Source organism: Pseudomonas sp. JH-2 (assembly GCF_036231725.1).
Taxonomy (GTDB): domain Bacteria; phylum Pseudomonadota; class Gammaproteobacteria; order Pseudomonadales; family Pseudomonadaceae; genus Pseudomonas; species Pseudomonas delhiensis.
Genome location: NZ_JAZAQP010000018.1, coordinates 66619 through 91197, shown reverse-complemented (window position 1 = coordinate 91197; position 24579 = coordinate 66619). Strand labels below are relative to the sequence as shown.

General features: G+C 68.2%; 16 protein-coding genes and 4 pseudogenes. 12 read left to right on the top strand and 8 right to left on the bottom strand.

Annotation, left to right across the window (positions count from 1 at the left end; genetic code table 11):
* Positions 1-149: 149 nt before the first annotated feature.
* The 3 genes from VV867_RS14840 to VV867_RS14830 all read right to left on the bottom strand — a co-directional run bounded on the left by VV867_RS14840 (position 150) and on the right by VV867_RS14830 (position 4803).
* The gene (locus VV867_RS14840) at positions 150-1424 is read right to left on the bottom strand and encodes an OprD family porin (protein ID WP_328566813.1); all 1275 of its coding nucleotides are present in this window, start codon (positions 1422-1424) and stop codon (positions 150-152) included.
* Positions 1425-1470: 46 nt separating this feature from the next.
* The gene (locus VV867_RS14835; protein WP_109935874.1) at positions 1471-3309 is read right to left on the bottom strand and encodes an amidohydrolase; all 1839 of its coding nucleotides are present in this window, start codon (positions 3307-3309) and stop codon (positions 1471-1473) included.
* A gap of 573 nt (positions 3310-3882) precedes the next feature.
* Positions 3883-4803, bottom strand: a complete 921-nt coding sequence (locus VV867_RS14830; protein ID WP_328566812.1) for a LysR family transcriptional regulator — start codon at positions 4801-4803, stop codon at positions 3883-3885.
* 234 nt (positions 4804-5037) lie between these two features.
* Between VV867_RS14830 and VV867_RS14825 the strand changes: the two genes are divergently transcribed.
* Positions 5038-5931, top strand: coding sequence for an AraC family transcriptional regulator (locus tag VV867_RS14825; protein ID WP_328566811.1), 894 nt, complete (start codon positions 5038-5040; stop codon positions 5929-5931).
* Between the two features lie 115 nt (positions 5932-6046).
* On the opposite strand, the pseudogene VV867_RS14820 reads toward VV867_RS14825, so the two are convergent.
* Positions 6047-6294 (bottom strand): annotated as a pseudogene (locus tag VV867_RS14820) (penicillin-binding transpeptidase domain-containing protein); the annotation flags it as partial.
* 266 nt (positions 6295-6560) lie between these two features.
* On the opposite strand from VV867_RS14820, the pseudogene VV867_RS14815 reads away from it, so the two are divergent.
* The 6 genes and pseudogenes from VV867_RS14815 to VV867_RS14790 all read left to right on the top strand — a co-directional run bounded on the left by VV867_RS14815 (position 6561) and on the right by VV867_RS14790 (position 14509).
* Positions 6561-7471 (top strand): annotated as a pseudogene (locus VV867_RS14815) (DUF1624 domain-containing protein).
* Positions 7472-7480: 9 nt separating this feature from the next.
* Positions 7481-7849 (top strand): annotated as a pseudogene (locus VV867_RS14810) (OprD family outer membrane porin); the annotation flags it as partial.
* A 57-nt stretch (positions 7850-7906) separates the two neighbouring features.
* A complete protein-coding gene (locus tag VV867_RS14805) occupies positions 7907-9868 on the top strand; it encodes a TonB-dependent receptor domain-containing protein (protein ID WP_328566810.1) in 1962 nt (653 codons plus the stop codon).
* Positions 9868-13719 carry a cobaltochelatase subunit CobN gene (cobN, locus tag VV867_RS14800; RefSeq protein WP_328566809.1) on the top strand — a complete coding sequence of 1284 codons (3852 nt, stop codon included), beginning with the start codon at positions 9868-9870 and terminating at the stop codon, positions 13717-13719. Before VV867_RS14805 ends, cobN begins: the two co-directional genes overlap by 1 nt.
* A complete protein-coding gene (locus tag VV867_RS14795; RefSeq protein WP_089394432.1) occupies positions 13716-14192 on the top strand; it encodes a MotA/TolQ/ExbB proton channel family protein in 477 nt (158 codons plus the stop codon). Before cobN ends, VV867_RS14795 begins: the two co-directional genes overlap by 4 nt.
* A complete protein-coding gene (locus VV867_RS14790; RefSeq protein ID WP_089394431.1) occupies positions 14192-14509 on the top strand; it encodes a DUF2149 domain-containing protein in 318 nt (105 codons plus the stop codon). Before VV867_RS14795 ends, VV867_RS14790 begins: the two co-directional genes overlap by 1 nt.
* Positions 14510-14584: 75 nt before the next feature.
* Here the strand turns inward: VV867_RS14790 and VV867_RS31185 are convergent.
* The 4 genes and pseudogenes from VV867_RS31185 to VV867_RS14775 form a co-directional block, all read right to left on the bottom strand.
* Positions 14585-14707, bottom strand: a pseudogene (locus VV867_RS31185) (DUF932 domain-containing protein); the annotation flags it as partial.
* A gap of 196 nt (positions 14708-14903) precedes the next feature.
* Positions 14904-16064 carry an HD-GYP domain-containing protein gene (locus tag VV867_RS14785; protein WP_328566808.1) on the bottom strand — a complete coding sequence of 387 codons (1161 nt, stop codon included), beginning with the start codon at positions 16062-16064 and terminating at the stop codon, positions 14904-14906.
* 29 nt (positions 16065-16093) lie between these two features.
* The gene (locus tag VV867_RS14780) at positions 16094-16381 is read right to left on the bottom strand and encodes a hypothetical protein (protein WP_328566807.1); all 288 of its coding nucleotides are present in this window, start codon (positions 16379-16381) and stop codon (positions 16094-16096) included.
* A gap of 30 nt (positions 16382-16411) precedes the next feature.
* A complete protein-coding gene (locus tag VV867_RS14775; protein WP_328566806.1) occupies positions 16412-17788 on the bottom strand; it encodes an NAD(P)/FAD-dependent oxidoreductase in 1377 nt (458 codons plus the stop codon).
* A 281-nt stretch (positions 17789-18069) separates the two neighbouring features.
* Here VV867_RS14775 and VV867_RS14770 point away from each other — a divergent pair, with 281 nt between their 5' ends.
* The 5 genes from VV867_RS14770 to VV867_RS14750 all read left to right on the top strand — a co-directional run bounded on the left by VV867_RS14770 (position 18070) and on the right by VV867_RS14750 (position 24522).
* A complete protein-coding gene (locus VV867_RS14770; RefSeq protein WP_328566805.1) occupies positions 18070-19407 on the top strand; it encodes a hypothetical protein in 1338 nt (445 codons plus the stop codon).
* Positions 19408-19438: 31 nt separating this feature from the next.
* The gene (gene torT, locus VV867_RS14765; RefSeq protein ID WP_328566804.1) at positions 19439-20515 is read left to right on the top strand and encodes a TMAO reductase system periplasmic protein TorT; all 1077 of its coding nucleotides are present in this window, start codon (positions 19439-19441) and stop codon (positions 20513-20515) included.
* A 178-nt stretch (positions 20516-20693) separates the two neighbouring features.
* The gene (locus tag VV867_RS14760) at positions 20694-22292 is read left to right on the top strand and encodes a sugar ABC transporter ATP-binding protein (RefSeq protein ID WP_328566803.1); all 1599 of its coding nucleotides are present in this window, start codon (positions 20694-20696) and stop codon (positions 22290-22292) included.
* Positions 22292-23323 (top strand): ABC transporter permease, encoded by a 1032-nt coding sequence (locus tag VV867_RS14755; RefSeq protein ID WP_328566802.1) that lies wholly within the window; start codon positions 22292-22294, stop codon positions 23321-23323. Before VV867_RS14760 ends, VV867_RS14755 begins: the two co-directional genes overlap by 1 nt.
* Before the next feature lie 50 nt (positions 23324-23373).
* Positions 23374-24522, top strand: coding sequence for an aromatic ring-hydroxylating oxygenase subunit alpha (locus tag VV867_RS14750; protein WP_328566801.1), 1149 nt, complete (start codon positions 23374-23376; stop codon positions 24520-24522).
* Positions 24523-24579 lie beyond the last annotated feature (57 nt).

Below are 24579 nucleotides of genomic sequence, written 5' to 3'. Positions count from 1 at the left end.
CTTCATGGATCGAGTGGATGGAGCGCGGCGTAGATGCCGCGCCGGGTGGTCGGCGGTCTGTCCGTGACGACGAGCCACGGCCCAGGCCGCGCGCGGGGAATGCCGCGGGAACGCTCCGTGGCCCGTTGCCGAGGCCGAGCGGGCAGGGTTCATAGGGCGCCCTTGAGGGGGTATTCGATGATCAGGTACAGGCGGTCGATGTCGTCGCCGCCCTGGGCCGCGTCGGCGCGGTGGCTGACCTGCGAGAGGTACAGCGAAAGGTCCTTGGCCGGGCCGGACTGGAAGACGTAGCGCAGCTCGCTGTCGCGCTCCCAGTGGCGACCGCCGCGGCCGTACATCCCGGCGTAGGCGCCATCGGCGGGGGCATGGCTGCCGTCGATGCCGCTGCCGTGCACGTAGCGGGCCATGAAGCCCAGGCCGGGTACGCCGAGCACGCCCAGGTCGAGGTCGTAGCGCAGTTGCCAGGACTTCTCGCCGGGGCCGTTGAAGTCGGCGTACTTGATGGAGTTGGCCAGGTAGATGGAGTCGCCGCCGACGAAGTCGAAGGGGGTGTCGCCGTCGACCTGCTGGTAGGCGAGGGTCAGGGCCTGGGCGCCGAAGCGCTGGCGCGCCGACAGGCTCCAGGCGGTGGTGTTTATCGCCCCGGCGCGGGCCTGGCCTTCGTCGCGGGTCTTGTACAGGTTGCCATCGACCAGCAGGCCGGCGTGGCCGTAGTGCAGGTTCAGGTAGTACTGGCGCCAGGTGTCGTCGAGCTGGCCGGCGAACAGCGAGCCGCCGAAGTCACCTTTGGGGGCGAAGTCGGCGCCAGCGAAGCTCAGGGCGCTGCCGCGGGTGCTGGCGCCATAGCCATCGAAGTCGCCGTGTGCGGAGGCCGAGTCCTGGTTCCTGAAGGCGGTGAAGCGCCCGGCCTGGATGCGCAGGTTGTCGAACTCCCGCACCTCGAGCAGGGTGCCGCTGGCGTATTCCGGCTGCAGGCGCTTGTCGCCGGTGTCGAAGACGGGCGTCTCCACGGTCATCTCGCCGAACTTCAGGGTGCTGCGGGAGAGGTCCAGCTTCAGCGCGCCGCCGACGTCGGAATAGTCGTCGGCCGCGGAGCCGTCGGCATTGCGCGGCAGCAGGCCGGTGCCGGCGTGACCGCGGCCGCCGTCGAGCTTGAGGCCGAGGAAGGCGTGGGCGTCGAAGCCCAGCCCGAGGGCGCCCGGGGTGAAGCCCGAGCGGAAGTCGGCGATGAAGCCCTGGGCCCATTCCTGGCGCAGGCTCTGGCCGCTGGGCGAGGGCCGGGTGCGGTAGTCGTTCTGCAGGAAATAGTTACGTCCGAGCAGCGACCACTGCGCGCCGTCCAGCAGGCCGCCGTGGGGCGCGGCGCAAGTGACCGAGGCGGCGCAGGCCAGGGAGGGCAGGAGGATGTAGGGGGCTCGGACCATCGCGGGTTCTCGCTGGGGGCGCGGGCCGCCAGGCCCGCGCCGGCTTTCAGAAGGCGAAGCAGGAGCAGCCGAAGGCGCCCCAGAAGCCCTGGAAGTCGCTGACCGGCACGTTCGACCGGCGCGCCCGCCCGTGATCGTGGGCGTGCACGGCGCAGGCGCCGACGCACTGGTGCACCTGCGCTGCGAGCGGCGCGGCCGGTTTCCAGTGGCCGGGGACCTTGGCCACCGGCGACCAGTCGGGCAGCACCGGCAGTGCCGGCGGCGCCAGCTTGTCGAACTCGCCGGCGGCGTGGACGATCTTGCCGCCGACCACGGTCAGCACCGATTCGAGCCATTTGATCTGCTCTTGCTCGACGCTGAAGTAATCCGCGCTGAGCGCCGCCAGGTCCGCCAACTGGCCGACCTTGATCTGCCCCTTCTTGCCCTGCTCGCTGGAGAACCAGGCGCTGCCGTGGGTGAACAACTGCAGCGCGGTGTCGCGGGACAGGCCCTCGGGGTACAGGCTCAGCCCGCCCACGGTCTTGCCGCTGACCAGCCAGTACAGCGAGGTCCAGGGGTTGTAGCTGGACACGCGGGTGGCATCGGTGCCGGCGCCCACCGGCACGCCCTCGGCGAGCATGCGCTGGATCGGCGGGGTGGCCTCGGCGGCCTTGGCGCCGTAGCGGTCGACGAAGTATTCGCCCTGGAAGGCCATGCGGTCCTGGATGGCGATGCCGCCGCCCAGCGCCCGCACGCGCTCGATGTTCTGCGGCGTGATGGTTTCGGCGTGGTCGAAGAACCACGGCAGGCCGTTGAAGGGAATGTCGCGGTTGACCTTCTCGAACACGTCGAGCATGCGTGAGATGGATTCGTTGTAGGTGGCATGCAGGCGGAACGGCCAGCGTTGTTCCACCAGGTGGCGCACCACCGGTTCCAGGTCGGCTTCCATGTTCGGTGGCAGGTCCGGGCGCGGTTCGAGGAAGTCCTCGAAGTCGGCGGCGGAGAACACCAGCATCTCGCCGGCGCCGTTGTGGCGGAAGAAGTCGCTGCCCTGGCCGTACTTCACGCTGCCGGTCCAGTTCCTGAAGTCGGCCAGCTCTTCCTTGGGCTTCTGGGTGAACAGGTTGTAGGCGATGCGCACGCTCAGCTGGCCGGCGTCGGCCAATTGCTGAATGACCTGGTAGTCGTCGGGGTAGTTCTGGAAGCCGCCGCCGGCATCGATGGCGCTGGTCAGGCCCAGGCGGTTGAGCTCGCGCATGAACTGGCGGGTGGAGTTCACCTGATATTCCAGTGGCAGCTTCGGCCCCTTGGCCAGGGTGGCGTAGAGGATCATCGCGTTGGGCCGGGCGATGAGCATGCCGGTGGGGTTGCCGCTGCTGTCGCGGACGATCTCGCCACCGGGCGGGTTCGGCGTGTCCTTGGTGTAGCCGACCACGCGCAGGGCGGCGCGGTTGAGCAGGGCGCGGTCGTACAGGTGGAGGACGAACACCGGGGTGTCCGGGGCGGCCTGGTTCAGCTCGTCGAGGGTCGGCATGCGTTTCTCGGCGAACTGGAATTCGGTCCAGCCGCCGACCACGCGGACCCACTGCGGCGAAGGTGTGCGTTCGGCCTGTTCCTTGAGCAGGCGCAGGGCATCGGCCAGCGACGGCACGCCTTCCCAGCGCAGTTCGAGGTTGTAGTTCAGGCCCCCGCGGATCAGGTGCAGGTGCGAGTCGTTGAGGCCGGGGATGACGGTGCGCCCCTTCAGGTCGACGACCTGGGTGGCGCTGCCGCGCAGGGCCATGGCCTGGGCGTCGGTGCCGACGGCGAGGAACTTGCCGTCCTTGATGGCCACGGCGCTGGCGGTGGGGTTTTCGCGATCCACGGTGTGGATGCGGCCATTGTGCAGGATCAGGTCGGCAATCATGGGGCTTCCTCGGGTTTCGGTAGGCGTGGAACCAGCCGCGCCGGCCAGGGGCAGGGCGGACAGCAGAGCTCCCGCGGCGCCTAGCACGGAGCCGGCGGCGAGAAAGTGGCGGCGGCTGGGGTTGGATGGGTCTTGGCTCATCGGGTGCTCCTCGGTCGGCGGGCAGGCAGCCAGGTGGCGAAACGGCGGCCGGCCGCCGGCACGAGCAGGTAGGTCAGCAGCACGGCTGACGAATAGCGCGACGGGCAGGTGGCCGCCCGGCCAGGGCAGTCGGACGGTAGCGGATGCCAGGGCTGTGGCAGGACGGCGCTTGGCGACAGCCGGCGGGAAGGCCATGCCACCGTCCTGCCGGCATGGCGTTCAGTGGCCTTCGGAGGCGTCGATGGACCGGGTGGCGAAGGGCATCTGCGACCGGTGGCCGATCAGGGTGTGATCGGCCGGGCTCGGCAGCGTGTGGCCGGGGGCAGCCCATGGCGAAGAGTCTCCGGTGGGAACGTGGAGTGCAGACTGTGCGCTGGCCAGCTCCCCCCGGTCTTGTAGCGATGCGCGCATTTGGGACGTTTGTGCGCCCGCTCAGTCTCCGTCCAGGGCCCAGGGCGCATGGGCCAGGCGTTCACCCAGGAAGTCGAGCAGGGCGGTGACCCGCGCCGGGCGCAAGGGGCCGGGCGGCGTCACCAGGTTGATGTGGATATTGGCGATGTGCCAGTCCGCGAGGACTTCTTCCAGCGCCCCGCTCTTCAGGGCATCCCAGACGATGAACTCCGGCTGCAGCGCCAGGCCCTGGCCGGCCAGCAGCACGGGGCTGATGACGTCGGCATTGTTGCTGCTGAGCCGCCCGCGCACCGGCACGCTGCAGTCGCCCTGGGTCGGGTGGTGGAACTTCCAGGCCTCCGGCGTCGGCAGGTTGCTGTAGAGCAGGCAGCGGTGCTGCGCCAGGTCCTGCGGGTGGCGCGGGCGGCCGTGCCGGTCGAGGTATTCCGGCGTGGCTACCAGGGGCCGCCGCACGGCGCACAGCCGGCGTGACCTGAGGCTGGAGTCGGGCAGCTCGGCGATGCGCAGGGCGACGTCGAAGCCCCCGGCCACCACGTCGACCACCTGGTCGTCGAGGGACAGGTCCAGCTCTATTTCAGGGTAGCGCTCAAGAAACGCCGGGACGAGCGGCGCGAGGTACTTCAGGCCGAACGACATCGGCGCGGTCATGCGGATGCGGCCGCACGCCATGCTGGCCTGGGCGGAGGCCTCGGCTTCCGCGGCACGCCCTTCTTCGAGGATGCGCAAGGCCCGTTCCCAGGCTTGGGTACCGGCGGTGGTGAGCGAGAGCCGGCGCGAAGTGCGGTGGAGCAGGGGCGTGCCCAGGCGGCGTTCCAGGCGCGCGATGGCCTTGGACACGGTGGGCTGGGAGATGCCCAGCGCCTCGGCCGCGCCGGCGAAGGAACCGCTGTTGGCCACCTGGGCGAAGATCGCCCAGGCTTCCAGGTCGGGAAGGAGCTTCATGCATGAATCGGAATTGATGGAATTCCATTGATTCTATTTGTACTCATCCAGGCGCTCAATATCATCTTCCTTGAACGATCCGGGAGTGGCCGGGTGGCGGGGCGTCTATTCTGCAGTCTGTCGTCTCGCTGCAATGCAGGGGCTCTATACCGGGCTCACCAGGCATCGTCCCGAAAGGGCGTTCTGGAGCTTCGGGGCAATTGGACAGATGAATTCGAGCCGGGAGGGCAGGCCATGCGCTTGGACAAAAAGGCAGGGCAGGAAGCGGCCCGGGACGGGCAGGCGCGGGCGCCGGCGGCCCTTGGCGGCGGGAACTACTCGATCCTGCGCAAATGCGAGGAGCGTCCGGACGCCGAACAGGTGCTGAAGATCCCCTGCGACGATGCGTTCTCGGTCATCGTCCAGCTCCGGGACTTCGCCTCGCACCGTCTCTGGCGCGGCGGCAGCCTGGTGTACGACGGCGGCCATGTCCGGCAGAGCATGTCCATCGCCTACCTGGGCGACGAGGTGCGCTGCCAGCACCGGGCGGCCTACGACAACCTCCGCTTCACCCTGCCGTGCACCGCCATGAACGAATTGTTCTACGAGGAGGGCGTTCCGAGGCCCGTGGCGTTCGACAGGATCACCGGGCAGGTCGATCCCGTCGCCTACCACCTGGCGCAGGCCCTGCTGCCTGCGCTGGGCATGCCGGGCCAGGTCAACCAGTTGTTCATCGACCAGGTGATGCTCGCCCTGTGCACCCACCTCAACGCGCGCTACGGCGAGGCCCCCGCGCCGCGGGAGTCGGCCAGGGGGCTGGCCGGCTGGCAACTGCGGCGTGCCCAGGAACTGATCGCCAACCATCTGAGCGACGGCCTGTCGGTAGCCCGCCTGGCTCAGGAATGTGCGCTGTCCCGCAGTCACTTCACGCGTGCCTTCAAGCTCAGCACCGGCCTGTCGCCCCACGATTGGTTGCTGAGGATGCGCGTGGAGAAGGCCAAGGAACTGATGCGCGACACTTCGCTGTGCCTGTCGCAGATAGGCCTGGACTGCGGCTTTGCCGACCAGTCGCATTTCTCCCGGGTATTCCTCCGCCTGGCCGGCATGTCCCCGGCCAACTGGCGGCGCTTCCAGCGCCTGGAGCGCTAGCGCAGGGCGATTCCGAGAAGGTTGCGATTTCTGTTCAGGGGCAAGGATTCCTTGTCGTTTGCAGTTCAATGGTCGATTTCTCCATTGCCTCCAGAACTGCCTCCAGCCTCAGGGCGGTCGAGCCGGCCACGTGATAGCCGGGCACCCGGGCGCGATGGATGCCGCGAGGCGACTCGACCACCTGTTCGGGCATGGCCGCCACAGTACGTGCGACCCTTTCCGGAATGACCTGCTCGGGGCTCGGCGCGCGCTCGCGGCACCCAGCGACAGGGGCATCATCCGCCCGCCATTGGCCAGGGTGGCGTAGGCGTGGGCCAGCTGCACGGCGGTTACCGACAGGCCATAGCCGTACGACAGCATTGCTAGACGTCCGTATAGGACTCTCCCCAGGCCCCTTTGCTTTGGCGCTCATGCCGGACTGCATGCGTTTCCGATTCCGGCATCGCCTCGATGGGCCCCAAGCGCTTCTACGAGCTACTCGCACATGCACGTTTGCAGCGGGCTCGCTGATTCGGCCTGCTTTCATCGTTAGCGTCGAAGCCTAGATATTTCGAAATATTACGAGGGGCTTAGTTGACTGGGCATGCAATGTAATAATGTTTCATTGTCGTGACAAGCAACCGATCCCCATGGCAAACCCTGGCGCCTCCCGTCTTCAATCCATCGACAGCCTTCGTGGGCTGGTCATCCTCTTCATGCTGCTCGACCATGTCCGCGAGACGTTCTACCTGCACCTGCAGGTGGGCGACCCGATGGACGTGGGCCAGACCGCCCCCGCGCTGTACTTCAGCCGCACGCTGGCCCACCTTTGCGCGCCGGTGTTCATCTTCCTCGCCGGCCTGTCGGCGTTCCTCTACGGGGAAAAGCACGAGGGCAGGGCGGCGCTCTCGAGCTTCCTGTTCAAGCGCGGGCTGTTCCTGGTGGTGCTGGAAACCACCCTGGTGAACTTCGCCTGGACTTTCCAGTTCCCGCCCGGCGTTGTCTACCTGCAGGTGATCTGGGCCATCGGCTTGAGCATGCTGGCGCTCGCAGCGCTGGTATGGCTGCCGCGCGGCGCCAGCGCAACCTGGCACTCTGTGGAACCGGGGCGCTGGGTACCTTCCTGGTGCTGCGGCTGTGCAATGGCTACGGCGAGAAACCCTGGGCCGAGGGCGTCGACGGGCTGCAGACGCTGATGGGCTTCTTCAACATCACCAAGTACCCGCCGTCGCTGTTGTTCCTGGCGCTGACGCTGGGCGTGGGACTGTGGTTGCTGCTGTGCTTCGAACGTCGCGGCCAGGGGGCCGTGGCGCGCCGGCTGGCGGTATTCGGTGCGGCACCGATGTTCTTCTACCTGCTGCACCTGTACGTGCTGAAGCTGCTCTACCTGGCCTGCGTGGCGGCCTGGGGGCCGAACCACGGGCAGTACTTCGGTTTCGACTCGGTACTCGCCGTGTGGTTGTGCGCGCTGGTGCTGATCGTCGCGCTCTACCCGCCGGTGCGCTGGTTCGCCCGGCTCAAGGCGCGCCGCCGCGACATCGCCTGGCTGAAGTACCTGTGAACCTGAAGCGTTGATAACACCGCCTGGAGCCTGCTTGGCGGCCATGGCTTCGGCCCGCAGCGGATCGGCCTGGGCTACCAGCAGGTGGACGGCGACTCGCCCTTCGACTACGCCACGCGCGGCGCGATATTCCTCGGCTACCTGGGCTATGGCGAGGTCGGCCGGCACTGGGAACGCGACCTGATGGTGCAGTACCGCGTGGCCGAGGGCCCGGCGAAGGGGCTGTGCGTGGCGCTGATGCACAACAGCCACCGCGCCAATGCCGCGCAGGCGGAACTGGATACCGACCCGTTGCAGTTGGCCCTGGAATACCCGCTGGACGGCACGTTCCAGGGCATTGGCGGCGGGCCGGCGACGCGTCCTGCGTATCTTGATTGATTCATTTTAATGCTACGTTATAACATAACAAATAATCCCTCCAATACCTTCCAGACCATGACCCCGACTCCCTACTCGTGCCATTTCCCTTCACCGCGGCTGGCCCGTTCCATGCCGCTCGTCTGCCTCTTCCCCTGGCTGGCCATGGCCGCGCCGGTCGATCTCGAACCCACGGTGGTCAGCGCCACCACGACCGAACGCAAGCTCAGGGACGCGCCGGCCAGCGTGTCCGTGGTCACCGCCGAAGCGCTGCAGCAACGGCCGGTGCGCGACCTGCAGGAAGCCCTGCGGGGCTCGGAAAGCCTGCAGTTCAACGGCATCGGCCTGGAGCGGCGGGGCATCAGCATCCGCGGCATGAGCAGCGAACACACGCTGGTGCTGGTGGACGGCAAGCGCCTGGCGTCCTCGTCCGGCGCCATCGCCCACTCGGACTTCGACCTGGGCTGGGTGCCGGTGGAAAGCATCGAGCGCATCGAGGTCGTGCGCGGCCCGATGTCGTCTCTGTATGGCTCCGAGGCACTGGGCGGCGTGGTGAACGTCATCACTCGCCGGGCGACCGATGCCTGGCACGGCAGCGGCCTGCTCGACGGCGGCGTGCGCGAGGATGGCCTGGGCGGGCAGAACCAGCAGCTCGGCGCCTATGTCGCGGGGCCGCTGGTGCCCGGCAAGCTGGGGCTCAGCCTGAACGGCGAGACGCGCCGCCAGCAGGAGACGCCGGATGCCGACAATCGGCGCCTGTCCGAGCTGGAAGGGCGCAACGCCGACAGCGGCGGCCTGAACCTGAGCTGGACGCCGGACGAGGCCCAGCGCATCGACCTCGGCCATCAGCGCGGCCGCGAGCGGCGCTGGCGCAACAGCGAGACCGGCGGGGCGCGTTCGAGCTATTACGAGTCCCGCGACCGGATCGAGCGCGAGCAGTGGTCGCTCGCCCACAGCGGCGAGTGGGACTGGGGCAGCAGCCAGCTGCGCACCTACCGCAACCGCCTGGAGCGGCACAACGCGCGCTCCGACGCCCAGCCGGCCAGCGACCCGCAGCGCCTGACCGATACGGTGGTGGATGGCCATGTGAGCGTGCCGGCGTTCGACTGGCACCTGTTCAGCGTGGGCGGCGAATGGCGCAAGGAGCAGTTGGAGGACAGCACGGTGAACGCCGCTGGTGATGAAAGCGCGCGGCACAAGGCGCTGTTCCTGCAGGACGAGATCGCCTTCGCCCCCGACTGGTCGCTGACCCTCGGCAGCCGCTTCGACAAGCATGAGGCGTTCGGCTGGGAGAGCAGCCCGCGCCTGTACCTGCTGCACCACTACTCCGATGCGCTCAGCCTGCGCGCCGGCGTCGGCCGCGGCTACAAGGCGCCGAGCCTGAAGCAGCTGTCGCCGGAATACGCGGCGGTGGGTGGGGGAGGCCGCTTCACCATCTACGGCAACCCCGACCTGAAGCCGGAGACCAACACCTCCTACGAGCTGGGCGCGGACTACGAAGGGGAGGGCTGGTCGCTGAAGGGCACACTGTTCGAGAACGACGTGCGCGACCTGATCCAGACCGTCTGCGTGTCACGCTGCGGCGTGCGCGGCGCCGAGGTGCGCAACTACGAGAACGTCGAGAAGGCGCGCATCCGCGGCATCGAGCTGGGCGGCGGCATCGACCTGCCGGCCGACCTGCGCTGGGAACTCAACTACACCTACCTGGACGCGCGCAACCAGACCGTCGGCCAGCGTCTCGGCGACCGTTCCCGGCACCTCGCCAACAGCCTGCTGAAATGGACGCCGAACACGCGCTTCAGCGCACAGCTGCGCACGGAGTACGTCGGCAGCCAGGTGGCCTACAGCAGCAACGTCGGCTACGCCTTGCCGGCCTACAGCCTCTGGCACCTGGACCTGAACCAGAAGCTCAGCGACAACCTGACGCTGCGCGGCGGCATCGAGAACCTCGGCGACGAACGCCTGGCCGAGCAGAACGAAAACTTCACCTACGCCGAGGCGGGGCGCACCTTCCACATCGGCCTGGTGGCGAGCTTCTGATGCGCCGCCTGCTGATGTTCTGCTGTGCCCTGATGGGGTGCGCCGGCGCCTGGGCGGAGCCGGCGCAGGTGCGCGTGCTCAGCAGCGACTTCGTGCTGCCGGGCAAGCACCAGCGCCTGGCGGGCTGGGCCCGCGACGCCGGCGTGCAGCTGCAAGGCCTGCGCCTGGGCGAGGGCGGCGAACCGGATGCCCGCTGGCTGGACGGGGCCGACCTGCTGATCCTCGATACCCCGCGCCCCGGCGACCGGGCGCAGGTCGAGCAGGCACTGGGCGACCTGTTGCAGCGCCGGCCGTTGCCCTGGATCCGCGTCGGTGGCGGCGCGCCGGGCTTCGGCAACCTGCCGGCGCCCCTGGCGGAGCGGCTGGTCGGCTACTACGCCAATGGCGGCGAGGCCAACCTGCGCCACCTGTTCGAACTGCTCCAGCGCCAGCACGCCGGGCTGCCGACCGATGCCGTGCCGGCGCCGCAGCGCCTGCCGCAAACGGGCTTCTACCACCCCGATGCGCCGGCGCCGTTCGCCAGCCTCGCCGACTACCTGGCCTGGGCCACGCCACGCTGGGCAAAGGACGCGCCGCGGATCGCCTTCGTGATCCCGCGCAGCGCCATCGCCGACGCCCAGACCGCAGCCATCGACGAACTGCTGCGCCGCAGCGAGCGGCATGGCCAGGCGCCCCTGGCGCTGTGGTTCGACGACGGCGATGCGCAAGCGCTGACACGGTCGTTCGCCGGGGCCGGCATCCAGGCGCTGGTCAACCTGCAGCACCTGCAGAACGGCCCGGCCCGGCGCGCCGAGTTCCTCGCCCTGGACGTCCCGGTGCTGCAGACCCTCGGCTACCGCGACGGCAGCGAGGCCGACTGGCTCGCCGCCGCCAGCGGGATTCCGGCGCGCACCGCGGCGGCCTTCCTCGGCGTGCCGGAAACCTGGGGCATGAGCGACCCACTGGTGATCAGCGCCCTGGAACACGGCGAGCCGAAGCTGATGGCGGGGCAGGCCGAGGCCCTGCTCGGCAAGCTCGACCGCCTGGTGCGGCTGCGCCGCCTGCCGACGGCGCAGAAGCACCTGGCGCTGATGTTCTGGAACCACCCCGAGGGCGAGAAGAACATCGCCGCCTCGCATCTCAACGTACCGGCCAGCCTGGCCAGGCTGAGCGAGTCGCTGCACGGGGCCGGCTACCTGGTGCCGGCAACCTCGGAGGCCGCGCTGATCGACACGGCGCAGCGCCTGCTCGGCGGCTACTACCGCCCGGACACCCTCGATGCGCTGTACCGCGACGGCCTGGCCGCCAGCCTGCCGCTGGACGCCTACCTGCGCTGGTACGATGCCTTGCCGGCCCCGTTGCGCGAACAGTTGCGCCAGCGCTGGGGCGAGCCCGGCAAGCACTGGGCCTTGCGCGAGATCGACGGCCAGCGTCGCTTCCTGTTCCCGGCGGCACGCCTGGGCAACCTCCTGCTGCTGCCGCAGCCACCGCGCGCCGGCCGCCCGGGCGAGGCCTACCACGACAGCGCGGTACCGCCGGACCACCTCTACCTGGCGGTCTACCAGTTCGTGCGCGAGGGCTTCGCCGCCGACGCGCTGATCCACTTCGGCACCCATGGCACCCAGGAATGGCTGCCCGGCAAGGACCGCGGGCTGGCCGCGGGTGACTACCCCATGCGCGTGCTCGGCGATCTGCCGGTGTTCTATCCGTACATCCAGGACAACGTCGGCGAGGCGATCCAGGCGCGCCGGCGCGGGCGTGCGGTCATCGTCAGCCACCAGACACCGTCCTTCGCCCCGGCGGGCCTGTACGACGAACTGCGCGACCTGCACCACCTGATCCACGAATACCAGCAGCTGGACGAGGGCGCCGTGCGTGAGCGCAGCGCCGAGCAGATCCGCGCCGCGGTGCTGGCCTCGCACCTGCAGGACGACCTGGGCTGGAGCGAGGAGGCGATGCGCCAGGACTTCCCCGCGTTCCTCGCGCAGCTCCACGACCACCTGCACGGGCTTGCCGGAGCGGCCATGCCGCTGGGCCTGCACACCTTCGGCGTCGCCGCGGCGCCGGAGCTGCGCCTGAGCACCGTGATGCAGCAACTGGGCGAGCCCTACTACCGGGCACTCGGCCTCGACCCCAACGAGCTGTTCGCCCGCGACTTCAAGGCCCTGCAGGAAAACCGCGCCTACCGCACCCTGCAACGCTACCTGCGCGAGGATGGCGATATTGGCGCGGTCGCCGACCCGCGCCTGCGCGAGCAGTTGCTGCGGGCACGGGCGCTGGACCGCCAGCTCGGCGAGACCGGCGAACTCGAGGCGCTGCTCGCCGGCCTGGCCGGGCGCTTCGTGGCGCCGGGCCCCGGCGGCGATCCGATCCGCAACCCCGGGGTGCCCAGCGGACGCAACCTCTATGCCTTCGAAGCGGACAAGGTACCGACCCGGGCCGCCTACGAGGCCGGCGACGAGGCGTTCCGCCAACTGCTGGAGAACTACCGGGCGGAGCACCAGGGCCAGGCGCCGGACAAGCTCGCCTTCAGCCTCTGGTCCTCGGAAACCATGCGCCATCTGGGTATCGTCGAAAGCGAGGTCCTGCACGCCCTCGGCCTGCGCCCGCGCTGGGATGCGGGCGGCCGCCTGCTGGCGCTGGACATCGTGCCGGCGACGGAGCTGGGCCGGCCGCGGGTGGACGTGGTGCTGCAGGTGACCAGCGTCTACCGCGACCAGTTCGACGGCTTCATGCGCCTGCTCGCGCAGGCCATCGAGCGCCTGGCCAGCCTGGACGAGCCGGGCAACCTGCTGGCCGCCAACAGCCGCGCGCTGGAACGGCGCCTGCGCGAGCAGGGCGTGGCGCCAGACATGGCGCAGCGGCTGTCGCGCCTTCGCTTGTTCGGCAACGCGCCGGGCGACTATGGCACCGGCCTGCCGCAACTGGCCCTGGACTCCACCCGCTGGGACGACGATTCGGCCCTCGCCGAGCAGTTCCTCGGCCGCCTGCAGTACGCCTACGGCAGCCGCGACTGGGGCGTGAAGCTGGACGGCGGCAACCTGTTCGCCGAACAGCTGAAGGGCGTGCAGGCGGCGATCCTGTCGCGCTCCTCGACGCTCAACGGCGTGCTCGCCAGCGACCATCCGTTCGAGTTCCTCGGCGGCCTGTCGCTGGCCGTCCGCCACCTGGACGGCGCCAGCCCGGCGCTGTACATCGCCGACCTGCGCCAGCGCGAGCCGCGAACCACGGGCGCGGCGCAATTCCTCGCCAACGAGCTGCGCGGGCGCTACCTCAACCCGCAATGGATCAGCGCCATGCAGCGCGAAGGCTACGCCGGCAGCCTGGAAATGCTCGACCTGGCCAACAACCTGTGGGGCTGGCAGGCGGCGGACCGCAGCATGGTCCGTGCCGACCAGTGGCAGGCGCTGCACGACACCTTCGTCATGGACCGCCGCCAGCTCGGCCTCGCCGAATGGTTCCAGCAGCACAACCCGAGGGCCCAGGCGCAGATCATCGAGCGCCTGGCCGAGGCCATCCGCAAGGGCTACTGGGATGCCAGCGAACAGACCCGCCGCGAACTGGCGGAGCGCTGGCAACAACTGGCCGCCGCCGGCGCGGGGCAGGGGAGCGAAGCGACGACCCGGGCCTTCATCGAGCAGATGGCCGCCGGCTTCGGCGAGTCCGCCGCCACGGCGCCGGCCGATGGCGCCACGGCCGCCGGTGCCGCCGAGGTGGTCAGCGGCCGCGTGCTCGAAGAGGTCGCGCCGCCCCAGGGGGGCGAGCCGGACGCGAGCATCCGCCTGGCCTTGGCGCTGCTACTGGTCCTGTTTATCGCCGGCGCCGGCCGGCAAGTCGTTATCAACCGCCGTTTGATGGAAAACCGCCCATGAATGCCCTGGAAACCAGCCTTTACGAACTGACGCGCCTGTTCCTGCTGCCGGTGCTGCTGCTGATCCTGGCCGCGCTGGCCTACGCCTTCATCGCCCTCGGCGGCTTCGCCGTGGAAGCCTGGCAGCGCCGCAGCGGGCGCTACCAGTCGCGCCTGGCGGCCTGGCAGAGAGCCCACGGCGGCAACAGCGACGACCTCGAACTGTGGATCATGCAGCGCCTGGAATGGCTGCGCGTGACCTCGCGCAGCACGCCGATGCTCGGCCTGGTGGCGACCATGATCCCCATGGGGCCGGCCCTGCTGGCGCTGACCCGCAACGATGCGCAGGGTATCGGCGAGAACCTGGTGGTGGCGTTTTCCGCGGTGATCCTCGCCCTGGTCAGCGCCAGCATCACCTTCTTCGTCCTCACCGTGCGCCGCCGCTGGCTGCTCCAGGAACTGCGGGCCGTCGAGCGCGCGCAGGAGGGCAACTGATGCGCTTTCTCGAACACGACGAGGCGGACGACCCCATCCTCTCGATGGTCAACCTGATCGACCTGTTCCTGGTGGTGATCGGCATCCTGCTGATCGTGATCGTGCAGAACCCGCTCAACCCGTTCAGCCAGGACAAGGTGGTGGTGGTCGAGAACCCCGGGGAGGCGGACATGCGCCTGCTGGTCAAGGAGGGCAAGGAGCTGAAGCGCTACGAGGCCAGCGGCGAGATCGGCGAAGGCCAGGGCACCCGCGCCGGCGTGACCTACCGCCTGGCCGACGGGCGGATGATCTACGTGCCGGAAGATGCTGCACGGTGACCCCTCCCGCCGCCCGCTACCTGCAGGTGCCCTTTGAAGGTTCTTGCTGTCAATGCGGGTATTTAACTTCGCTCTGCCCAGATGACCAACTGCGTCTGCCTTGAAATGGACCGGGCTTTCCTGGATCTGCCAGTCCATGCCGGCTTCGCGCTGCCGGACCTCCAGCGACTGTCTCGGGGAAAGGCGACAGCCCGACAAGTCGGAGCGCGCTCCGAAGCTCCCGCTATTTCGCCGGTTTCGCGATTGAAGCCGCGGCGGATGTAGATCTTCCTGGGGTTTCTCGGTGACGAACTCGGCCGAGCTGATGCATGTCGGATCGGCGCGCGCCATCGTTGGCGGTACCGACCCTGACCTGTGCAGCCTGATGCGGAGCCGTCACGTCATCTGTACTGGTCTAGAGGTTCTCGGGAACGAGGAGGCCCTTCTTGCGGTAATGCTCGATGTCGATGCCGAAGGCGCCGCTGGGGTGGACCAGATAGAGGTAGTAGGGTTTTCCCTGGTCGTCCTTCGGGTTCGTCGCCAGGTCGATGACCCGTTCCCGGCAGGGACGTTTGTCGGCGTCCAGCACTCTCAGCAGCTTGGGCTTGAGCTTGTTGCCGGGTGGGCAGCCGATGATGATGCCGACTTCGCCGTTGCTCAGTTCGGCTATTTCCCCCGGCGGGTAGATGCCGATGAGTTTGACGAAGTGCGCGACCATCTCCTCGTCGAAGTGCGTGCCGGCTGCATCGAATACTATCCGCAGCGCTTCCAGGCTGGAGCGCCCCTTGCTGTAGACCCGGTCGCTGGTGATGGCATCGTAGGCGTCGACTATCGCCACCAGCTTCGCCACTTGCGGGATCTTGTCGTGCCGCAGGCCCCGGGGGTAGCCGCTGCCGTCCAGGCGCTCATGGTGGCAGTAGGCGGCATCGACGGCCGCCGGTGGCACGTCGCTGGTGCTCATGAGCAACTTGCGGCCGCTGTCGGCATGGGTCTGCATGATCAGGTATTCGTCCGCGGACAGCCGGCCGTTCTTGGTGAGTATCGGCAGCGGAACCTTGATTTTGCCGAGGTCGTGGAGCATGCCGCACATGCCGATGTCGACCAGTTCCCGGGGCAGCATGTCGAGCCTGCGGCCCAGGGAAATCGCATAGATGGCCGTTCTCAGCGAGTGCTCGGCGGTGTAGTCGTCCTTGTTCCTGATCTGGGTGAGCCAGAGCATTGCCGCGGGGTTGCGCAGGATGCTCTCGACGCACCCCTCGATGGTTCGCTTGACCCCGGGGATGTCCAGGGCCTGGCCCAGGCGCACCGCGTCCAGCAGGCCCCGGGAAACCTCCAGCGCTTCGCCCCAGGTCTGCTGTGCCTGCTCGATCTCTTGCCTGAAGTCCACCTTGCCGATGAGCGGCACGAGCGCCATGTCGGGGTCCCCGGAGGGACCCTCGGGCAGGGACCGGGCCTCGACCCAGGCATGGTTCGCTATCTGCCTGATCCGCTCCAGCTCCTTCATGGTCCTGATCTGGAAACCACGGAACAGAAACGGGGTGTTTTCCCAGGACTCGTCGAGCTCCAGCACATACATTCCGACGGTCAATTCACAAACATCGATCCTTACTCTGTCTTTGGCACGCAATCGTTGTTTCTCTGTGCAGTTTTCTTTACGGATAATGTCAATATGACATCACTTTTGCCGAATTCATTGATCTGCATCAGTGGAATGGATTTCTTGTTTTCTGTTTTTGCAAAGCGTTTCAAGACTTTTTTCTGCTCTATGTGAAAGGAGTAGAAGCCGGTGTTCGATAAAGTTGCACGCCGCTTCCCCCGGGGCCCGATGGCGAACCCATCGAGCCGAGAGGCAGGTTTCGTCGTGCGGCGATGGTCGATGCGCCCTTGCTGCACGCCGTTTCCCCCTACTGCGCCCCGGCTTTTTCAGGCCTGGAACTGCAGCGCCGAACCGTCGACGAAGCGTTCATGGCGATAGGGGTGAACGTCGAACTCCGGTGTTCTCCCGCTGACCAGGTCGGCCAGCGCCTGGCCGGCGGCGGGCCCCATGGTCAGGCCGTAGTAGAAGCCGGTGCCCAGGAACAGGCCTGGCATACGTTCGACGCCGGAGATCACCGGCATGTTGTCCGGGGTGCTGACCAGTGCCCCGGCCCAGGTTTCCTCTACGCGAGCGTCGGCGAACAGCGGGTAGTGCGCCTGCAACTGGCCGAGGGTTTCGCGTAGAACGCCATGGCGGGTTTCCGGTTGCAGGATGCGGCAGCGCTCGAACGGGGATGGGCCGTCCAGCGGCCAGCCGCGCAGGTGCTTGAGGTCGTGCAGGAAGGTGTCGAGCGAGAAGACCGGATCCACCTGCGACCACATCTGGCGAATCGCCGGCAGCATCTGCCACAGGTGGCGCAGGGTGGTCGGGGTCAATGGGGCCGCGCCGTTCACCGCGCCGACGGTGTAGCTGCCGTCGCCGTTGGCGCGATAGATGCCCTGCGCCAGCCAGGCCGAGGTATCGGGGCCGGCGACGGCTGGGCGGATGCGCTGGGCGCTGCCGAAGGCCATCAGTTGCGGCAGCGGCAGCCCCAGGCGGCGAGCCAGCAGGGGCGACCAGGCGCCGCCGGCGAGCACCACGGCCTGGGCCGCGATGCGGCCCCGCTCGGTGTGGACCGCGCTGACCCGCCCAGCCTGGCATTCGATGCCGCGGACCGCGCAGTGCTGCAGGACGTTCGCCCCCAACCGGCCGGCGGCCAAGGCTACCGCCGGTGCCGCGAGGGTCGGTTCCGCGCAGGCGTCACTGGGTTGGTACAGGCCGCCGTGGCGCGTATCGGCGCCGGCCGGCAGCAGGCTTGCGGCCTCGCGCGCATCGACCAGGTATGCGTCCACGCCGGGCAGGCCCTGCACCGAGGCCAGCCACTGCCGCGCCGCATCGGCATCGTCGGGCGACTTGAACAGGCTGAGCAGGCCGCAACGGCGATAGCCGGTGCTCGCGCCGATGCGTTCGTCCATCCGCTCCCAGAGGCGCTTGGAACAGTCGATCAGCTCCATCTTCCGGGGCGACAGGTACTGCGAGTCGATCCAGCCGATGGAGCGCCCCGAGGCCTCTCCGGCAATCACGCCTTTCTCGCAGAGGGTCACGCGCAGGCCGCGTTCGGCCAGGGCCAGCGCCGTGAAGCAACCAATGAAGCCGCCGCCGATCACCACCACGTCGCACTCCCTGGGAAGCATGCCGGCATCCGGCACCGGCGCCGCGCGCGAAACTCCGTGTTCCAGCGCGCCACCGTGGAAGAAGCGGCGGAGGGGGGTGATTCTGTTCATCCGAACGGGACCTTCTCGGGGGCATGGGCATGACGCGCGGCAGCCGGCCCTGCGGCGCCGGCGCTTCGCCACTCTAGTGCTCGCACCCCCTGGCGCTAATACCCTCGCAAGGGGACGCCGCGGTGACGCCTCACCCCTGCCATCACCTGTCGAGGGTACAGACGCCCAGCCGCCGTTCTTTCACCGTTTACCCCGGCAGCGCCCGGCGCTGCGCAACTGTCAGCAGAACAGTCACCAATGGGGCGGCAACGCGCCGCGTACCGAGAGTGCGGGGAGAAACGATGAGCGAGATCGAACGGGTGGGGAGCCGGCGGCCGGCATTGATGATGCTGGCGGCCCTTGGGGCGGGGATGGTCACCACGACGGCCAGTGCCTACGAACTCTACGCGGAGGGCGATGACACACTGAGCTTCGACGCCACCGCGATGTACTCGGCGCTGACCAGCAAGAAGAGCTACGCGATCGGCTCGGCCAACAGCGAGGGCCGCAAGAACTGGCAGGAAGGCTACCTGAAGTACGGTTTCAAGGGCAGCTACGGGGTGGGCGAGGGCGCCGTCATCTACGGCGGGCTTTCCGGCCTGAGCAGCGCCACCTGGGGCGACGGCGACGCCGGCGGTTTCAGCAGCGGCGACGAGCGCGAGACCGACTGGGAAGACGCCTATGTGGGGTGGAAATCCGGTGAGCGGGTGCCGTGGCTGGGCAAGGATGGCATCGACTTCTCGCTGGGGCGCCAGGGCCTGATCATCGGCGATGGCTTCGTCATCAAGAATGATGGATTCAACTACGGCGATGTACTGGGCAGTACCTACGACCGGGGGGGCGCCTACTACCTCGCGGCTCGCCAGTCGTTCGCCAAGACCGCCATCCTGCGCCTCGGTGGCAGCCAGGGCCTGCGCGCCGACGTGGCCTGGCTGAAGTCCGACAACGCCGGCCAGGCCGACTTCGAGTCCGCCCTGGTCAACCTCGAGCACGTCAGCGACGCAGGTACCTTCGCCTTCATGTACCTGCATGGCCTGGATGTCGACAAGCACCTGGCCACCAGCGCCCAGCTGGAGCGCGATGGGATGGACCTCTACAGCCTGCGCGCGGTGACCAGCGCCGGGGTGGAGAACCTGGCGCTGTCGTTCGAATACGTGGTCGAAGACAAGCGCAACGACGCCGACGCCGGTTACGGCGAAGTGGCGTACACCCTCGCCGGGCTGCCCTGGACGCCGGTTCTCACCTACCGCTACTCGCGTTTCTCCAAGGACTACGACTCGCTCTTCTACGGGTTCAATCGCGGCTATGGCACCTGGGTGCAGGGCGAGGTGGCCGGCAACTACGCCGGGCCCCTGAGCAGCAACACGCAGGTCCAGCACGTCGGCCTGAAGGTCAGCCCCTCGCAGAGCCTGAATCTGGGCGCGCTGTACTTCGACTTCGACACGCTCAAGGACAGCTACGGCAATTTCAGTGGCCGCGAGCTGGACTTCTACGCCGAATGGTTCCCCACCAGCGCCTGGTACATCAGCCCGACGCTGGGCTTCTACAAACCGGACAAGAGCCTGGAGGACGGTGGCTCGCAACTGGGCGGCGACGGCCTCGATACCTACGCCCAGATCACCGTCGGATACACCTTCTGAACGCCGCATCCACGCCAAGGGGAACCCCAGCATGAATCGTAGAATCCTGTTTTGCGCCGCGGCGTCGCTCGCCGTGAGCGCCCTGGCCCACGCCGCCCCGGACACCGCCTGGAACTTCCAGGTATACGCCCACGATCCCGTCCGCGCCTCGGGCATCACCCAGCTGCCCTTGCCGGCGCTGAGCACCTTCAATGGCCTGAAGCCCTCCGAGGTATCCGGCAAGCACCACATGTGCCTGCTGCTGCCGCAGACCCAGGACACCGTCTTCATGGCCTACATCTATGCCGCCATCGACGAGGCCCGGCGCCTGGGGCAGGCGATGACGGTGTTCGATGCCGGCGGGTACGCGAACAACGGCGCCCAGCATTCGCAGTTCGAAAACTGCCTGACGCTCGGGGTGCAGGCGATCCTGCTGGAGCCGATCAACCCCAGCGGCTGGGAGGCCGAACTGGCCGAGGCCAAGGCCCAGGGCGTCAAGGTGATCAACGTCACCGAGGCCCTGGACGCCCCGGCGGACGGCCGCACGCTGGTCGACTACCGTCTCAATGGGCGCCTGGCCGGGCAGTTCATCGCCCGGCAGAACCCCGGCGCGAAGGTGCTGGTCCTGCCGGGTACCGCCGGGATTCCTTTCGTGGAAGACACCATCGCGGGCTTCCGCGACGGCATCCAGGGCGCGCAGGTGAAGATCGTCAACGTCATGTACGGCGACCTGGACGCCACGGCGCAGCTCAAGCTGGTGGAGGACGCGCTGGTGGCGAATCCGAACATCGACTACATCTTCGGCAATGCGGTGGCGATCAAGCAGGCGGTCAACGTCCTGGCCCAGCGCGGCATGAGCGACAGGATCAAGCTGGTTTCCTCCTATGTGGACCCGGACGTGCTCGCGCAGATCAAGGCCGGCAGCATCGAGGCCGCCGCCGCCGAGAGCAGCGTGATGCTCAAGCGCATCGCCGTCGACCTGGCCATCCGGTCGATCGAAGGCAAGGGCCAGCCGCAGGACCTGGTGCCGGAAGTGCAGCTGGTGACGCGGGAAACCGCCAACACCGCCGGAATCTCCAGCGCGAACTTCCCGCCGCCCGGTTGGAAAGCCACCTTCAAGACCGAGTGAACACGCTCCACGACGGCACGGCGGGCAGGGCTGCTGCTCGCCGTCCGTGCCTGCGCGGCTCGCTGCCGGTGGCGCCGTCACCGCGCAAGGGTATGGCCGCAACGGCACGCCGGGAGCCTACTGGCCGTACGTAGCCCGCCACAGGGCTGCACCGAAGAATCACCTAGGCGAAACCGATATGAGTGCAACCATAGTTCCTGTGCCGCTGGAGGTCATGCCGGGCTGCGCCTGCCAGGCCCAGCCCGTCTCGGCGCCGCCGGCCGCGTTGCTGAGCCTGCGTGGCATCGGCAAGCGCTTTCCCGGCGTACGCGCCCTGCATCAGGCGCAACTGGACCTGTATCCGGGCGAGGTCCATGTCCTGTTCGGCGAGAACGGTGCCGGGAAGTCCACCCTGATCAACATCATCGCCGGCGCCCTGGTGCCCGACGAAGGCCAGATGAGCCTCGACGGTCGCCCGCTGACCCTGCGCAGCGTGCAGGATGCCCGGGCCCAGGGCATCGCCGCCATGTTCCAGGAGTTCAGCCTCGCGCCGGACCTGAGCGTGGCGCAGAACCTGGTTCTGGGCAACGAACCGGCCTTCGGCCGCTTCATCCGGGGCGCCGATGCGCGCCGGCGGGCGAGCGATGCGCTGGCTCGCTATGGCTTCGAGCTGGATCTGGACGCGCAGGTCGCGACTTTGTCCAGGGCCCAGCAGCAGATGGTGGAGATGGCCAAGGCACTGGCCGGCGAGCCGAAGATACTGATTCTCGACGAGCCGACCGCCTCGCTCAGCGAGCGCGAGACCCAGGCGCTGTTCCAGACCATAGAGCAACTCAAGCGCAGTGGCGTGGCCATCGTCTACATCACCCACCGCATGCGCGAGATCCGCGCCATCGCCGATCGCATCACGGTCATGCGCGACGGCAGCCATATCGCCAGCCTCGCCGCCGCGCAGGCCAGCGAGGAGCAACTGATCGAACTCATGACCGGGCGCAAGAGCGGGGCGCTGTACCCGCCGATCCGCCACCATGCGGGCCGCAGCATCCTTCGCCTGGAGAAGCTCAGCACCCGTAACGGCAGCCTGCGGGATGTCAGCCTGGAGCTGCGCGAGGGCGAAATCGTCGGGTTGGCCGGCCTGGTCGGCTGCGGCAAGTCCGAGATCGGCCGCGCCTGTTTCGGCCTGGAGCCGATCGACAGCGGCGTGATCAGCCTCGACGGGCAGCGCCTGTCGCGGCTCTCGCCGCGGCGGATGCTGGCCAGGGGGCTGTGCTACATCACCTCCGACCGGCGCAACGAGGGGCTGCTGCTGCAGCGCTCCACCCGCGAGAACATCGCGCTGTCGGCACTCGCCCTGCCACAGTTCTCCTCCGCCGGCCTGCTGCGCCTGGGCACCGAGCGGCGCCAGGTCCTGGCCCTGGCCGAGCGCATGCACCTGCGCCCGCTGAACCTGCAGGCCGAGGCGGTCAACTATTCCGGCGGCAACCAGCAGAAGATCGTCATCGCCCGTGCCCTGGCGCGCGAGGCCAAGGTGCTGATCTTCGACGAACCGACGGTGGGCGTGGACGTCGGTGCCCGCGCGGAAATCTACAAGGCCCTGGCCGACCTGGCCCACGAAGGCTGCTGCATCCTGCTGATCAGCTCGGACATGCCCGAGCTGCTGGGGCTCAGCCACCGCGTCTACGTGGTCAACGCCGGGCAGATCGTCGATCACCTCGAACATCACGAGCTGGACGAGGAACGCATCCTCCACGGCTTTTTCAGAGAGTCGCCCCCGGGCGAGCAGCGGGAGTCCGCCTAATGACCAGCCTTACCCACGAAGGTGCCCAGGCACCCCGTTTCTCCCCCTCCGACGTGGCCCGCCGCCTGTTCATCCGCTTTGGCATCCTGCCCTGGCTGCTGCTGACCGTGGTGGTGTTCTTCGGCCTGCAGGAACCGCGCTTCCTGTCCGAGGTGAACCTGCTCAACGTGGCCCGCCAGTCGACGTTCCTGATGATCGTGGCGATGGCGCAGCTGCTGGTGCTGATCACCGCGGGCATGGACCTTTCGGTAGGCGCGATGATCGGCCTGGTCGGGGTGATCGCCGCCAGCGTGATGAAGTCGCTGGTGGGCGAGGGCATGGACGTCTCCGCCGCCATCGCCCTGGGCATGCTCGCCGGGCTCGGCGCCAGCGTGCTGGTCGGTGCGTTCAATGGCTTCTGCGTCGCGGTGCTGCGGCTGTCGCCGTTCATCGCCACGCTCGGCACCATGACCGCCCTGACCGGCATCGCCCTGACTCTGAGCAACGGCGTACCGGTGAGCGGCTTTCCCCAGGCCTACCTGATGTTCTTCAGCGTCACCGACGTGCTGGGCATGAAGCCGCCGATCCTCGCCACCATCGTGGTGTTCATCCTGGGCTACGTGCTGTTGCATCACACCACGACCGGGCGCTACATGTACGCCATCGGCAGCAACGAGCGCGCTGCTCGCCTGTCCGGCATCAGCACCACGCGCGTGGTCTTCACCGCCTACATCCTGTGCAGCCTGATCACCGGCGTCGCCGCGCTGCTGGTCCTGGCGCGCATCGGTACGGGAGGTGCCGGGATCGGCGCCGACTACGGCCTGCAGTCGGTCACCGCCTGCGTCATCGCCGGCGTCTCGCTGTTCGGTGGTACCGGCAAGATCGGCAACGTGGTGCTGGGGGCACTGTTCCTGGCCCTGCTTTCCAACGGCATGAACATCATGCAGGTCCAGTCCTATGCGCAGATGGTCGTGCTGGGGGCCATCCTCGTTCTCGCCCTGGTCGGCGACCGCCTGCGCATGCGCCTGCTCGGCCAGCGCGCCGGCCACTGACGATGGAAACCGCTTCCCCTGATTGCACAAAGTTCGATAGAGAGAGCCTGATGACTTCGATGATCTATCCGCCGCCAGCGCCAGACCTGGCCCAGTTCGCCAGCCAGGAGCAGGTCGACGCCGTGCGCCGGCCGTTGCAGCGCGCCGCGCTGCTGCCGGCCAGCCTGTATGCCGACCCGCGCAGCCACGCCCTGGACGTGGAAAAGGTGTTCATGCGCAACTGGTTGCCGCTGGCGCACGTTTCCGAACTCGCCGAGCCGGGCAGCTACCTGGCCCGTGAAATGTTCGGCGAGCCGGTACTGCTCACCCGCGACAGGGCCGGCACCCTGCACGCGTTCAACAACGTCTGCCGCCATCGCAACCGGGTGATCGTCGATGGCCGCGGCATCTGCAAGGGCAACCTGGTCTGCCCCTACCATGGCTGGAGCTACGGCCTGGACGGCGAGCTGCGCGGCGCGCCGTTCATGAACGAGGCCGAGGACTTCGACAAGGCCGACTACCACCTGCCGCGCCTGGGGCTGGATGTCTGGCAGGGCTTCGTGTTCGTCAATTTCGACGCCGATGCCCAGCCCCTGTCGCCGCAGCTCAAGACCCTGGACAAGATACTCGAGCCGCTGCGCCTCGCCGAGATGGCCTGCCTGGACTTCGACCGCTACCAGGCGCCGTGGAACTGGAAGGCGACCATGGACAATTTCACCGAGGCCTACCACCAGCCCACCATCCACGCCGGCATCGACCCGCTGGTGCCCGGGCGCACGGCGGTCTATGACGACGTCGACGGGCCCTACAACCTGTTCTGGATTCCGGCCGCCCCCGGCGCCACTTTCCAGCCGGTGCTGCCCGAACTGGACGGCGCCATCTTCAAGGGGCTGGTGGTGGTCAACGTCTTTCCGCTGTTCCACCTGCTGATCGACCCCAGCGCGGTGATGTGGCTGGACTGGGACATCCGCGGCAGCGAAGACCACGACCTGATCTGGCGCATGCTGGTGCCGCCCCGGACGGCCGCGATGGAGAACTTCCCGGCGCTCAAGCAGGAGCTCTACGGCTACATCAAGGAAGTCTGGGACGAAGACGTGTTCGCCTGCGAAGGCGTGGCCCGGGGGGCACGCTCGCGCTTCACGGCGCAGGGGCGCCTGTCGCCGCAGGAGAAGTCCGTCCATCAGTTCCACAACTGGCTGCTGGACCAGTACCAGCGCTGAATCCAGGGGGCCGGCGCGCCGCCCTCCGGGCGCGCCAGCCTGCGCATTACGCCGGGC

Bases quoted from the DNA above. Each gene is read 5' to 3' on its own strand.
- VV867_RS14755 (WP_328566802.1), top strand. From the start codon at position 22,292: ATGACCAGCCTTACCCACGAAGGTGCCCAGGCACCCCGTTTCTCCCCC.
- VV867_RS14790 (WP_089394431.1), top strand. From the start codon at position 14,192: ATGCGCTTTCTCGAACACGACGAGGCGGACGACCCCATCCTCTCGATG.
- VV867_RS14770 (WP_328566805.1), top strand. From the start codon at position 18,070: ATGAGCGAGATCGAACGGGTGGGGAGCCGGCGGCCGGCATTGATGATG.
- VV867_RS14830 (WP_328566812.1), bottom strand. From the start codon at position 4,803: ATGAAGCTCCTTCCCGACCTGGAAGCCTGGGCGATCTTCGCCCAGGTG.
- VV867_RS14760 (WP_328566803.1), top strand. From the start codon at position 20,694: ATGAGTGCAACCATAGTTCCTGTGCCGCTGGAGGTCATGCCGGGCTGC.
- VV867_RS14825 (WP_328566811.1), top strand. From the start codon at position 5,038: ATGCGCTTGGACAAAAAGGCAGGGCAGGAAGCGGCCCGGGACGGGCAG.
- VV867_RS14785 (WP_328566808.1), bottom strand. From the start codon at position 16,064: ATGTATGTGCTGGAGCTCGACGAGTCCTGGGAAAACACCCCGTTTCTG.
- VV867_RS14775 (WP_328566806.1), bottom strand. From the start codon at position 17,788: ATGAACAGAATCACCCCCCTCCGCCGCTTCTTCCACGGTGGCGCGCTG.
- VV867_RS14840 (WP_328566813.1), bottom strand. From the start codon at position 1,424: ATGGTCCGAGCCCCCTACATCCTCCTGCCCTCCCTGGCCTGCGCCGCC.
- VV867_RS14750 (WP_328566801.1), top strand. From the start codon at position 23,374: ATGACTTCGATGATCTATCCGCCGCCAGCGCCAGACCTGGCCCAGTTC.
- VV867_RS14835 (WP_109935874.1), bottom strand. From the start codon at position 3,309: ATGATTGCCGACCTGATCCTGCACAATGGCCGCATCCACACCGTGGAT.
- cobN (WP_328566809.1), top strand. From the start codon at position 9,868: ATGCGCCGCCTGCTGATGTTCTGCTGTGCCCTGATGGGGTGCGCCGGC.
- VV867_RS14805 (WP_328566810.1), top strand. From the start codon at position 7,907: ATGACCCCGACTCCCTACTCGTGCCATTTCCCTTCACCGCGGCTGGCC.
- VV867_RS14795 (WP_089394432.1), top strand. From the start codon at position 13,716: ATGAATGCCCTGGAAACCAGCCTTTACGAACTGACGCGCCTGTTCCTG.
- torT (WP_328566804.1), top strand. From the start codon at position 19,439: ATGAATCGTAGAATCCTGTTTTGCGCCGCGGCGTCGCTCGCCGTGAGC.